General features: G+C 72.3%; 7 protein-coding genes. 1 reads left to right on the forward strand and 6 read right to left on the reverse strand.

Features of this window, described 5'->3' with window-relative positions:
* Positions 1-35: 35 nt before the first annotated feature.
* Entirely contained in the window at positions 36-3,950 is a 3,915-nt protein-coding gene (locus tag I3F54_RS08725) for a DNA-directed RNA polymerase subunit beta' (RefSeq protein WP_240118056.1), read from the forward strand.
* A 73-nt stretch (positions 3,951-4,023) separates the two neighbouring features.
* Here the strand turns inward: I3F54_RS08725 and I3F54_RS08730 are convergent, their stop codons facing one another.
* From I3F54_RS08730 to I3F54_RS08755, 6 genes are all read right to left on the reverse strand, one after another.
* Positions 4,024-5,406: a M48 family metalloprotease gene (locus tag I3F54_RS08730; protein ID WP_240118057.1), complete on the reverse strand. Its 1,383-nt coding sequence runs from the start codon at positions 5,404-5,406 to the stop codon at positions 4,024-4,026.
* 39 nt (positions 5,407-5,445) lie between these two features.
* Positions 5,446-5,976, reverse strand: a complete 531-nt coding sequence (locus tag I3F54_RS08735) for a Pycsar system effector family protein (RefSeq protein WP_240118058.1) — start codon at positions 5,974-5,976, stop codon at positions 5,446-5,448.
* Positions 5,973-8,012 (reverse strand): hypothetical protein, encoded by a 2,040-nt coding sequence (locus I3F54_RS08740; RefSeq protein ID WP_240118059.1) that lies wholly within the window; start codon positions 8,010-8,012, stop codon positions 5,973-5,975. Before I3F54_RS08740 ends, I3F54_RS08735 begins: the two co-directional genes overlap by 4 nt.
* 49 nt (positions 8,013-8,061) lie before the next feature.
* Positions 8,062-10,251, reverse strand: coding sequence for a hypothetical protein (locus I3F54_RS08745; RefSeq protein WP_240118060.1), 2,190 nt, complete (start codon positions 10,249-10,251; stop codon positions 8,062-8,064).
* Positions 10,248-11,114: a hypothetical protein gene (locus tag I3F54_RS08750; protein WP_240118061.1), complete on the reverse strand. Its 867-nt coding sequence runs from the start codon at positions 11,112-11,114 to the stop codon at positions 10,248-10,250. The genes I3F54_RS08745 and I3F54_RS08750 overlap by 4 nt, the downstream gene beginning before the upstream one ends.
* Positions 11,115-11,660: 546 nt before the next feature.
* On the reverse strand, positions 11,661-12,416 hold the full coding sequence (locus tag I3F54_RS08755) for a Crp/Fnr family transcriptional regulator (RefSeq protein ID WP_240118062.1): 756 nt from the start codon (positions 12,414-12,416) through the stop codon (positions 11,661-11,663).
* Positions 12,417-12,706 lie beyond the last annotated feature (290 nt).

Genomic DNA, 12,706 nt, shown 5'->3' on the forward strand with positions numbered 1-12,706 from the left:
ACAGACTTAACAACCCTGAGAGGGATTGACGCATAGTGCTCGACGTCAACTTCTTCGACGAGCTCCGGATCGGCCTGGCCACCGCTGACGACATCCGGCAGTGGAGCCACGGCGAGGTCAAGAAGCCCGAGACCATCAACTACCGCACCCTCAAGCCCGAGAAGGACGGACTCTTCTGCGAGAAGATCTTCGGCCCGACGCGGGACTGGGAGTGCTACTGCGGCAAGTACAAGCGCGTCCGCTTCAAGGGCATCATCTGCGAGCGCTGTGGCGTCGAGGTGACGCGCGCCAAGGTGCGTCGTGAGCGGATGGGCCACATCGAGCTGGCCGCCCCCGTCACGCACATCTGGTACTTCAAGGGTGTCCCGTCCCGCCTGGGCTACCTGCTCGACCTCGCCCCGAAGGACCTGGAGAAGGTCATCTACTTCGCGGCGTACATGATCACGTACGTCGACGAGGAGCGCCGCACCCGCGACCTGCCCTCCCTGGAGGCGCACGTCTCCGTCGAGCGGCAGCAGATCGAGAACCGCCGCGACTCCGACCTGGAGGCCCGCGCCAAGAAGCTCGAGACCGACCTGGCCGAGCTGGAGGCCGAGGGCGCCAAGGCGGACGTGCGCCGCAAGGTGCGCGAGGGCGCCGAGCGCGAGATGAAGCAGCTCCGCGACCGCGCGCAGCGCGAGATCGACCGCCTCGACGAGGTGTGGGCCCGCTTCAAGAACCTCAAGGTCCAGGACCTGGAGGGCGACGAGCTGCTCTACCGCGAGCTGCGGGACCGCTTCGGCACCTACTTCGACGGCTCGATGGGTGCCGCGGCGCTGCAGAAGCGCCTGGAGTCCTTCGACCTCGACGAGGAGGCCGAGAAGCTCCGCGAGATCATCCGCACCGGCAAGGGCCAGAAGAAGACCCGCGCCCTGAAGCGGCTGAAGGTCGTCTCCGCGTTCCTGCAGACCTCCAACAGCCCCAAGGGCATGGTCCTGGACTGCGTCCCGGTCATCCCGCCGGACCTGCGTCCGATGGTGCAGCTGGACGGTGGCCGCTTCGCGACCTCCGACCTGAACGACCTGTACCGCCGTGTGATCAACCGCAACAACCGCCTGAAGCGGCTTCTCGACCTCGGTGCGCCCGAGATCATCGTGAACAACGAGAAGCGCATGCTCCAGGAGGCCGTCGACGCACTGTTCGACAACGGCCGCCGCGGTCGCCCGGTCACCGGTCCCGGCAACCGTCCGCTGAAGTCCCTCAGCGACATGCTCAAGGGCAAGCAGGGCCGCTTCCGCCAGAACCTGCTCGGCAAGCGTGTGGACTACTCCGCGCGTTCCGTGATCGTCGTCGGTCCGCAGCTGAAGCTGCACCAGTGCGGTCTGCCGAAGTACATGGCGCTGGAGCTGTTCAAGCCGTTCGTGATGAAGCGTCTGGTCGACCTGAACCACGCGCAGAACATCAAGTCGGCCAAGCGCATGGTCGAGCGTGGCCGCACCGTCGTGTACGACGTCCTCGAAGAGGTCATCGCCGAGCACCCGGTGCTGCTGAACCGTGCGCCCACCCTGCACCGCCTCGGCATCCAGGCCTTCGAGCCGCAGCTGGTCGAGGGCAAGGCCATCCAGATCCACCCGCTCGTCTGCACCGCGTTCAACGCGGACTTCGACGGTGACCAGATGGCCGTCCACCTGCCGCTGTCCGCGGAGGCGCAGGCCGAGGCCCGCATCCTGATGCTGTCCTCGAACAACATCCTCAAGCCCGCCGACGGCCGTCCGGTGACGATGCCGACCCAGGACATGGTGCTGGGTCTGTTCTTCCTGACCACGGACAAGGAAGGCCGCGCGGGCAAGGGCGAGGGCCGCTCGTTCGCGTCCACCGCCGAGGCGATCATGGCCTTCGACGCCGGTGAGCTCTCGCTGCAGGCGCCGATCGACATCCGCTTCCCCGTCGGCACCATCCCGCCGCGCGGCTGGACGCCGCCAGCCGGGGAGGAAGGCGGCGAGGCCCTCGGCGAGCGGGCGTGGCAGCAGGGCGACTCGTTCCGTCTGCGGACGACCCTGGGCCGCGCGCTCTTCAACGAGCTGCTGCCCGAGGACTACCCGTTCGTCGACTACGAGGTCGGCAAGAAGCAGCTCTCCCAGATCGTCAACGACCTGGCCGAGCGCTACCCGAAGGTCATCGTCGCGGCGACCCTCGACAACCTGAAGTCGGCCGGTTACTACTGGGCGACCCGTTCCGGTGTCACCGTCGCCATCTCCGACGTCGTCGTCCCCGAGGCGAAGAAGTCCATCGTCGCGGGGTACGAGGCGCAGGACGAGAAGGTCCAGAAGCAGTACGAGCGCGGTCTGATCACCAAGGACGAGCGCACGCAGGAACTCATCGCGATCTGGACCAAGGCGACCAACGAGGTCGCCGAGGCGATGAACGAGAACTTCCCGAAGACCAACCCGATCTTCATGATGGTGAACTCGGGTGCGCGAGGCAACATGATGCAGATGCGTCAGATCGCCGGTATGCGTGGTCTGGTGTCGAACGCGAAGAACGAGACGATCCCGCGTCCGATCAAGTCGTCCTTCCGCGAGGGTCTGTCCGTGCTGGAGTACTTCATCTCCACGCACGGTGCCCGTAAGGGTCTGGCGGACACCGCCCTGCGGACCGCCGACTCGGGTTACCTCACCCGTCGTCTGGTCGACGTCTCCCAGGACGTCATCGTCCGCGAGGAGGACTGCGGCACCGAACGCGGCCTGCGCCTGCGGATCGCCGACCGCGGCGCCGACGGTGTGCTGCGCAAGGCGGAGGACGTCGAGACGTCCGTGTACGCGCGCTGCCTCGCCGAGGACATCGTGGTCGACGGCCAGGTCCTGGCTCCGGCCGGCACGGACCTGGGCGACGTGCTCATCGACGAGCTCGTGCTGCGCGGCATCGAGGAGGTCAAGACCCGCTCGGTCCTGACCTGCGAGTCCGCCGTCGGCACCTGCGCGATGTGCTACGGCCGTTCGCTGGCCACCGGCAAGCTGGTGGACATCGGCGAGGCGGTCGGCATCATCGCCGCGCAGTCCATCGGTGAGCCCGGCACCCAGCTGACGATGCGTACCTTCCACACCGGTGGTGTGGCCGGTGACGACATCACCCAGGGTCTGCCGCGTGTCGTCGAACTCTTCGAGGCGCGTCAGCCCAAGGGTGTCGCCCCGATCTCCGAGTCCTCCGGCCGCGTGCGGATCGAGGAGACCGAGAAGACCAAGAAGATCGTCGTCACGCCGGACGACGGCAGCGACGAGACGGCCTTCCCGATCTCGAAGCGCGCTCGTCTCCTGGTCAGCGAGGGCGAGCACGTCCAGGTGGGCCAGAAGCTCACCGTGGGTACCGAGAACCCGCACGACGTGCTGCGCATCCTGGGTCAGCGCGCCGTCCAGGTCCACCTGGTCGGCGAGGTCCAGAAGGTGTACAACTCGCAGGGTGTGTCGATCCACGACAAGCACATCGAGATCATCATCCGGCAGATGCTCCGCCGCGTGACGATCATCGAGTCCGGCGACGCCGAGCTGCTGCCGGGCGAGCTGGTCGAGCGCTCGAAGTTCGAGACCGAGAACCGTCGTGTGGTCCAGGAGGGCGGTCACCCGGCCTCGGGTCGTCCGCAGCTGATGGGCATCACCAAGGCCTCGCTGGCGACGGAGTCCTGGCTGTCGGCCGCCTCCTTCCAGGAGACGACCCGAGTCCTGACGGACGCGGCGATCAACGCCAAGTCCGACAGCCTCATCGGCCTCAAGGAGAACGTCATCATCGGCAAGCTCATCCCGGCCGGTACGGGCCTCGCCCGCTACCGCAACATCCGGGTGGAGCCGACCGAGGAGGCCAAGGCCGCGATGTACTCGGCCGTCGGTTACGACGACATCGACTACTCGCCGTTCGGTACCGGCTCCGGCCAGGCCGTTCCGCTGGAGGACTACGACTACGGTCCGTACAACCAGTAAGCGGGCAGTTCGAAGGGCGGCCATCCCCGATCCGGGGGTGGCCGCCCTTCGGCGTGCCCGGGTGCCGCGTGTGTCAGTGCCGCTGCGGCCGGAGGTAGGGCTGGAGGTGGTGCAGCCGGGTGTAGTAGTCCGGGTGGGAGGCCAGCAGCTTGCCCAGCGTGCTCTCCTCGGGTGGGGCGCCGCCGTTGCGTGCGGCGAGCGCGGCTGTCGCCTGCTGCTCCTCGTGGTGCATCTTCTCCAGTACGGAGGCCAGCATCGGGGCGAATCCGAGGGCCGCGGCGTGCTGGTCGGCCCGCAGCTCGGAGCGCCGGCCGACGGCGGCGAGCGCGTAGGGCACGCCCAGGACCAGCAGAGGCAGGCCGTACAGGGAGCTGATGGTGGCCAGGGCGATCCCGCCGACGACGAGGCCGAAGAAGAGGACGCCGAAGCAGGAGAAGGCCTGCGACACCTTGAACATCACGGTGGTCATCACGCGCAGCACCCGCCAGGCGAGCCGCCCCGGCAGCGCGTACCAGTGGCCGAGCAGGCCGGACCAGGCGTGGCCGCCGACGTGGTGTCCCAGTTCGTGGGCCATGACGGCGGCGAGTTCGCCGTTGGGCAGGTCGGTCATGGCGAAGCGGGTGACGCCGACGATGTGCCCGGCCGCCGCGACGGCGTTCAGATGGTCGCTGTCCTCCACCCACAGCTCGTAGACGCGGCCGTCCACACCGGCCCGGGTGGTCACCTCCTGCCAGACCGGTTCGAGTTTGGCTCGTTCCTGCGGCGTGGGGTAGCGCAGACGGAGCAGACGGCGCGCGAGGGCTCGTTCGGTGGGGCGGTGGAAGACGAGCGCGCCGGTGGCGAGCCAGGCAAGTATCAGCACCGGGCCGAAGTCGCCGAAGAGCAGGGAGATCAGGACGACGACGAAGAGGCTGCACAGGAAGTTCGGCAGATGCAGCAGCAGGCTGCCCACGGTGGTGGCGTCGGTGCGCCGCTGGTGGGCGGAGAGGTGGACGCGACGCGGGCCGGTGCTGATGTGGTGCGGGTGGTCGGCGTCGTCCGCGCCGGCCGGAGCCTGCGGGGCGGCCGGGGCGGACGGGGCCGCCGGTGAGGGAGCCGCCGGCGGCACGGGGGCCTGGGGGTACTGCGGGGGAACGGTGAGGGAGGCCGGGGCCTGCGCGTACGGGTGGGCCGGGGCGCCGGGGTGGTGGGGTGCGGTCGGGTACCCGGGCGGCTGCGGGGCCCGCGGGTATCCGGGGGCGGCCTGCTGGAACGACGGCGCTCCGGGTGCGGGCTGCTGCGGCTGGTGCTGCGGGTGCGGGTACGCGGCGGCGGGAGGCTGCGGGTACTGCGGAGCGGCCGTCGGCTGCGGGTACTGCGGTGCGGCCGTCGGCTGCGGTTGCTGCGGGTACTGCCCGGGTGGGGGCGGGGCGGGTTGTCCGGGGTGTTCCGGCGGTGTGGGCGGCGGCTGGGTCATGGGGTTCCGGATTCCTTCTGTGTGCGGGGACGGTGGCGGTCAGCCGATGAGCAGGGAGGCCGGTACCAGGACCGTGCCGACGCAGAACGCGATCAGGCCGGTGCGGATCCACTGGTGCTTGCGTGCGGCGATCCCGCTCGTCTCGGTGAGGGCCGCGACCAGACCGGCCGTGGGGTCGCGCTCGGTGTCGTCGAGCGCGGCCTCCAGCCGGTTCGCGCGGACGGCTTGCTGGATGTCTCCGAAGTACGACAGGGGACGGCCCGGCGCCCACGCGTCCCGGCGGTAGCGCGGCAGCACGGCCAGTAACAGCGCGAACAGCGACAGGGCGAGTGCGGCGATCCCGGTCCACCACGCGACGGTGCCCGGACCGGACAGCGAGGTGGGAGACCAGTTGCGCCCGGCGAGCATCCCGCTGAACACGCCTGCCGCCAGACCGAGCGCGGCGACCAGTACGGACGCCTTGCTGTCGGCCCGCGCGATCTCGCCCCGCAGATCCGCGAGCAGGCGCTCGCAGAGCTGCGCCCGGGCGGGTGCACCGGTCACCGGCCCGGGCTCGCCGGTCGTCGTCATACGGCACCGCCGCCCTCGGCCTCGTCGGCGGCCGGCTCTGCGTCCGTCGCCGGCACCGGCGCGTCGCTCTGCCCGCCGGTGCCGGGGGAGGAGGGCCGCGGACGGGATGCCCCGCGGGACGGCGCGGCCGGCGCGGGAGCCGGGGCGGCAGGCTGCGGTGCGGATCGCTGGGCGCTCTGCGCCGGGGTGGCCGGTTGCGCGGTGGGCTGTGGGCCGGGCTGCTGGGGGCTCTGCGCCGGGGCGGCCGGAGGGGAGGAGGGCTGCGGGGGTGCCGTCGGGATGCTGCCGTAGCCGGGCGGCGCCTGCCAGGCCGGGGCCGTGTGGGCGTTCGCCGGCGGGGGCGCGGCGTGCGGGGCGGGCGCGCCGTGGTGGGGCGCGTACGGGCCCGGGCCGCCGGGTGCTGCCGTGGGGCTCGCAGGTCCGCCGGGGGCGCCGGGCGATTCCGCTGCCGCACCGGACGCCGGCCGCGGTGGTGTGTACGGCGGCTGTGCCGGGGTGTACGGCGCCGGCGGCTGTATCCCGGGCACGGGGCCGGGCGGCGACTGAGGGAACGGGACGCCGGGTCCGCCGTACGGCGTTCCGCTGGGCGGGGTGCCGTACGGAGGGGGTGCCGGGGGCGCGAGGGGCATGCCGGGGGGCGGCGCGTAGGGGGCTGCGCCGGGGAGCGGCGGAGCCGCGGGGGCCGCCGTGCCCGGGTTCGGGAACGCGGGCGACTGCGGCCCACCGTAGGGTGCCGCGTCCTGCGGCCCGTGCGGGGCGGCGGCTCCGGCCGGGGGCTGTGCGGTCCCGGCTCCCTGCGCGCCCTGCGGTGTCCCGGCGTGGCCCCCCGCCGTCGCGGCTCCGTCGGGTGCCGCGAAGGGTGCCCCCGTGCCGGGAGGCAGCCCCGGGGCCTGGTCGTCGGCCGGCGGGATCAGGGGCGGGTTCTGTGCGACGCCGGGCAGGCGCTGGTTGAGGATGTCGCTGACCGTGCGCAGGGCCAGCTGCTTGGGACCCTCCAGCTCGAACTTCTCCGCGTTGTCACCGGCCAGCAGCTCCTTCACCAGCTCCATCTGCGCCTGGATCATGCGGAGCTGGTCGTCCCGCATGGCGTTCATGACCAGACCGGTGTCCTCGGGGTGCTCGGACAGGTGCAGCGCCCAGGCCTGGACTCCGCCCTGCTGGAGGTGCGCCCGGTAGAACTCGATCTTCTGTGCCTCGTAGTGCTGCATCGCCAGGGCGTACTGGGCCTGCTGCGCGGCGACCTGGTACTGCTGGGTGCCGTGCAGCATCGCCTGCTCGTGCTGCCAGTGCGCCTGCTGGAGGGCGAGCTCCTGCTGCTGCCGGCCGAAGGCCAGTGCGCGCTCGACCTGCAGCCGGTCCTGCTCGCGCGCCCGGAGGTCCACCTCGGCGTCCACCTCGGTGCCGCGCCGGGCGGTGTGCACCTGCTCGGTGGCCGAGTGGTCGATGGCCTGGAGCCGCTGCTGGTGCTCGATGTTGGCCAGGTCCCGCCTGATCCGCAGGGTCCAGGTGACCATCAGCCCGGCGGTCGCGCCGAGCGGGTCGAGCGAGTTCAGCGCTCGCAGCAGCTCCTCCTCGGCCGCCGCGCTCCCCGCGATCGGGAACCGGCGGGACACCGGCCGGGCCGCCTGCTGGAGCTGCCCGACCAACATCTCCGGCACGTCCCGATGGCCACTGGCGACGAACCGCGCCGGATCCAGCACCTGCCAGGAGAAGTCGACCTCGGCGGTGAACTCGAAGGCGTCGTTGTCACTCGGCAGGGCGAACGAGCCCGTGAACGGGTGCACGCCCATGTCCACCTCGTACACGGCCGTGTACCGGTGGGCGGCGATCTCGCTGCGGCTCGGGCGGCGCGGCGGCAGGTACGCCTCGTAGCCGCCCTTCGGGGTGGAGAAGACCAGCGCGTGGTCGATGCGGACCACGTGCTTGATCGAGAGCTCGAAGCGGGACAGCTGCCGGACGGTGAGCACCGGGTCGATCAGCTGCGTGTGCCGGTCCGCCGGCTGCTGCCATTCGGGTGGGCGGTTGAAGCGGGGCATGGGGTGGGTCTCCTCGGCGGGGCGGAACAGGGGCCGGTTCGCGGGCGGATCACTGGGGCGGAAGCGTGGTCAGCAGACGGGCCGCGACCCGTGGCGGGGGCGCGCCGTCCTGGCCGGGCATGGTGCGCAGCAGGTGGCTCAGCCGCTGGTGCTCGGTCGGCGTGGTGACGAGCTGCGGCAGCAGTGCGGCCAGCGCCCACTCGGTGCCCGGCGACCGGTCGGCGATCAGCACCCAGTCCCGCAGCGCCTCAAGCGCGTAACGGGTGCTGTACCGGTCGCCGAGCACGGCGCGCCACAGGAAGGCGATGCCGGCCGCGGCCGGGGAGCCGGCGGTGGCCGCGTCGGCGTACCAGGCGAGGACGGTGGGGCGGTCGGCCGGATCGGTGTCGTCCTCCTGCCGGCGGCAGGCGTTGACGAAGCCGCCCAGGGACAGCGCGTGCACCGCCTGGTCGTCGTCCAGGTGCTTGCGCAGTTCGGCGAGGACCTGGTCGTGCGCGGGGGAGAGCAGCAGCAGCGCCGTCGCGTCGGACAGCTCCCGCACCATCTCCAGGTCGAAGGCGTCCGGGTCGTCGAGGTCGTCGTACAGGGTGCGGGCGGCGTCGCGCAGGGCGGCGAGCGCCTGGTCCGGCATCTCAGGGCCGATCAGCGCGTACGCCCGGGCCGCCACCCAGCGCAGCCGCCGGTCCTCGCTCCCCGACCAGCCGTCCAGGATGCGCGGGATGTTGGGCGTGCCGACGAGGTGGGCGAGGGTGAGGGAGTTGACGGCGACGAGCCGGTGCCGGAACAGGTCGGAGGTGGCCCACGGTTCGATGACCAGGGCCATCGCGGACGGCAGGTCGGTGCGGGCGAGGACGGCGACGGTGGACGCGGCGCGGGTGCGGACCAGCGGGCGGCCGTCGTCGGCGAGCACGCGCAGCCACTCGATCAGCGCGGGCCGGGCGGACGGGTGGCCCGTCCACACCAGGCGCAGCAGCATCAGGGAGACCCGCTCGTCGAGGAACCTCGCCTTGAACTGGGTCACCGGCCCCCATTCGGTGTTCTCGTCCTCGTCGTACCCCTCGGCGCGGGCCAGCTGGAGCCGCTTGTCGATGTGGGTGCCGAAGACGGGCACCTCGGGAACCAGGCGCGGGTTCTCCGTCTTGAGAAGGTGGCGGTAGAGCAGGTCGCTCAGCTCGGCGGTGAGGGCGTACGGCCCGCCGTCGAACGCGGCCAGGGCGACGAGGAACGCCTTGTCCCGCAGGTGGATCGCGCTCTCGTCCTCCTCGAACCACTCCTGGACCTGGTTCTCCAGCGAGGCCCGGGAGAACGCCGCCACCGCCTCGTCGGTCACCTCCCCCGCGGCGTGGCGGCACAGCAGCCCGGCGAAGTCGGCGATCTCGCGCAGCCGGTGGCTGCGGCCGAGGAAGTCCGCGGTGACCGGCAGCGCCAGCAGCTCCGACACGGTCTGGCGTGCCACCAGGGTGCGCAGATGGGCGGCGAGTACCTCCGCCGCGGTGGGCGGTTGCCAGCGGACGACGGGTATGTCCTCCAGTACGGCCATGGGCCCGACGGTGATCACCAGGTACGCGTCCTGCTCGACGAGCCGGCTGCGGGCGGCCAGGAGGTGGGGTTCGCGCAGCGGGGTGCCGCGCCGGGTGGCCAGGTCGCCCAGGACGTATCCACGGGCCGGTCCTGCGCCGGTGGCGGTGAGCCGTTCGGCCAGGGATCCCGGGGCGGTGTCCCGGTCCAGGACGTGCACGGGGGCGGCGCCGAGCCGGTGCAGCAGCACCAGCGCCGCGGTCTGGCGGCCGGTGAAGCGGGCGCCGGCCAGGACGAGGACCCGCTCGCGGCGCAGTTGCTCCAGCAGGTCCCCCATGGTCCCGTCGTCGGCGAAGGAAGCCGCCAGCCGCTCCAGCCGGACCTGCGGCACCTCGCCGGAGGTGACGGAGGGCGCCGACAGGCCGGCGAAGGCCCAGTGGTGGACCTCCGTCCTGCCGCCCAGGAAGACGTCGCCGGTGATCTGGTTGCCGGCGAGGTTCGTCTGGTCGCCGTGTACGGTGCCACCGCCGAACCGGGCCCGGGCGCCGATGTCCATCGTCCGCGGGCTGTGGTCGACCAGGTCGCGTCGTGCGGTCCAGACGTCCTGCGGCTGGTCCCGTTCCCCGGACCCCTCCGCGCCGGTGGAGGTCTGCTCCGTGTCCGGCTCCTGTGGGGGCGGGTCGGGCTCGGTGTCCGTCCGCTCCGGCTGCTGCTCGCTCATGCGTCCTCGGCCTGCTCCCGGGGTGTGCTCCCGCCCAGGTGGATGCCGCCGGTGATCTGGTTGCCGGCGATGTTGTTCTGGTTGCCGTGGACGGTGCCGCCGCCGATGGTGACGGCACCGTCGAAGTGGAGGGCGGGACCCGGCGCCGGGGCTCCCCGTGTTCCGTCCGGCGCCGGGCGGCGGCCCGCGCCGGGCTCGCCCTGCGCGGGGACCCGCGGCGCCGGGCGGTCCCCCGAACCGCCCGGCGCCTCCCCCTCCCCCGTGCCACAGTGGTCCTCGTGGGCCCGCCCCGTGGGGGGCTGCCCGTACAGCCAGGCGGTCAGCGGGCCGTTCTTGCTGGTCACGGTCATGCGGTGGAAATCGCCCGCGGGGATGCCGGGGTGGTCGTGCCGTACGACCCCGCCGTAGAGCGGGTCGGATACGCAGAGGGCGAAGTCGTCGGCGCGTTCGCACAGGGCGGCGCGCAGCACGTCCGCGTCGAGCAGGCGGCAGGCGTGGTTGAGGTCGGAGCCGACCCAGCCGTCGCGCTCGTCCACGGCGACGTAGCCGGTGGCGAGGACTCCGCGCAGCCGGATCTGCGCCGAGCGGGAGGCCATGCGGTTGACGGCGCGAAGTTGGGCCGGCACCTCGGTGAGCAGGGCCCGCAGCAGCGCCGTCACCGGGGCGTTGGCGTCGATGAGCTCCATCACCGAGTCGCCGCGGTCGGCGCGCAGCCGCAGGGTCCGGTCGATGCCGGCGTTGTCCAGGGTGCGGTCGGTGACGTCGTACAGCATCCGCCGCAGGTAGGCCTGCTCCACGTCGTCCCGGTCGCTGAACCTCTCGATGTCCAGCAGCAGGATGGTGCGGCTCACGGGGTCGCTCATGGTCGCCTTTCTCCGGGGGGTGGCGTGCAGGGCAGCAGCGTGCGCCTGCCGGGGCCGCGGTGGTGAGGGCGGATGACGCACTCGGAGTGTGACCGTGTGCACAGAAGGCCCTCCGGGACCGGCGGGCCGTCTGATCGATGCCGGGGTGGCGGGATGCAGGGGTACCGGGGTGGCGGGATGCCGGGACGCCGGGGGCGTGGCGCGACCGGCTGCCGACGGGCTTCCGGGGCAACGGGAACGCGGGGGAGCGGCCGGGCTTCGGGCCCCCGGGGAAGCGGGTCGGGAAGCGGGTCGGGACGGGGGCTCAGGGGCGGGTACCCGAGGGGCTTGTCCGCGGTGTCCGCGGTGCCCGCGGTGCCCGCGGTGTGTGCCGGGGCGGTGGAGTGTCCGCGGGGCGTCCGTACCGTGAGCGGGCGGCCACGGGCGTGTGCGGTGGGCGTCCGTGGTGCGGGTGGGCGTCCGCGAGCGCCCGCGGAGGTACGCGGCGCGGGTGGGCGCCGGGGCGCGTGCGGTACTCCGGACGGGTGACGGCTCCGGTCGGGTCCGTCACTCCTCCGGTGGGCGGGGCGGGGACGGGATGCCCGGTACGGGGGCGGAGGCGGCGATGCGGCTGAGCAGGTCGGGGCGGCGGATGAGGAGTTCCCGGCGGCCGGTGACCACGGCCTCCCGGTCCCGCAGCTCCTTCAGCAGCCGCTGCACCATCTCCCTCGACGCCCCGACCGACCCGGCCAGCTCCTGCTTGCTGAGCGGCACGGCCAGCTCGATCCCGTCGGCGGTGCGCCGACCGTGGGTGCGGGCGAGGTCGAGGAGGAGGACGGCGAACCGCTGCCGCACGCTCATCGACGCGAACTCCAGCCGGCGGCGGTCGGCCGCCCGCGTCCGGTCCGCGGTCAGCCCGAGCAGGGCGAACGAGACGCCGGGGGAGCGGCCGAGGAAGTCCCGGAAGCGCTCCCGTTCCACCGCCACGGCCCGCACCGCCTCCAGTGCGGTGACCGTGGCCGAGCGCGCCCGGCCGGTCAGGGCGGCCGACTCGCCGACGACGTCACCGGGTCCGCGCAGCGCGAGCAGGGCCTCGTAACCGTTGGCGGCCGATGCGGTGACCTTGGTCCAGCCGTCCACCAGGAACAGCACGTGCGAGGAGGGTTCGTGCTGGTGGAGCAGGACCATGCGGGGCGTGAAGGTGAGGGTGCGGCCGAGAGCCAGCAGCGCGGATCGGTCCTCGCGTTCCAGTCTGGCCAGGAAGGGCACTCGGTCCTCCAGGCCCCCGTCGTCCGGCGAGTACGCCGGCGTGCTCGTGGTCATGCCCATCCCCCGGATGTCGCAGCGGCCGATCAACGTACTGAAAGCGCAAGACCGCGTACCGTGGGAAGAGCGTGATTCGGCCAAGATGTGACCGGGGGACAGGCCGGGTGAATCCGAGCCTGCGAGGTGAGGAGCCCGGCGTGTCGGGGTGCGATCCGTTTGTTTTGACCGGAGCTGATGGGCTAGGTACGCTCAGACCTTGTGCCTGGGGTGTGCCCTGGCCCTCGTGCGTGCCTACGACCGCACCGAGAGCCTGAGACGGCCACCGTAATCTGCGCTTCCTCCTGCCT

This window comes from Streptomyces sp. MUM 2J (genome assembly GCF_022414535.1).
Taxonomy (GTDB): domain Bacteria; phylum Actinomycetota; class Actinomycetes; order Streptomycetales; family Streptomycetaceae; genus Streptomyces.

What these genes read in the sequence shown, in the direction of transcription:
- I3F54_RS08730 (WP_240118057.1), bottom strand. Translation starts at nt 5,406, where the DNA reads ATGACCCAGCCGCCGCCCACACCGCCGGAACACCCCGGACAACCCGCC.
- I3F54_RS08735 (WP_240118058.1), bottom strand. Translation starts at nt 5,976, where the DNA reads ATGACGACGACCGGCGAGCCCGGGCCGGTGACCGGTGCACCCGCCCGG.
- I3F54_RS08740 (WP_240118059.1), bottom strand. Translation starts at nt 8,012, where the DNA reads ATGCCCCGCTTCAACCGCCCACCCGAATGGCAGCAGCCGGCGGACCGG.
- I3F54_RS08745 (WP_240118060.1), bottom strand. Translation starts at nt 10,251, where the DNA reads ATGAGCGAGCAGCAGCCGGAGCGGACGGACACCGAGCCCGACCCGCCC.
- I3F54_RS08750 (WP_240118061.1), bottom strand. Translation starts at nt 11,114, where the DNA reads ATGAGCGACCCCGTGAGCCGCACCATCCTGCTGCTGGACATCGAGAGG.
- I3F54_RS08755 (WP_240118062.1), bottom strand. Translation starts at nt 12,416, where the DNA reads ATGACCACGAGCACGCCGGCGTACTCGCCGGACGACGGGGGCCTGGAG.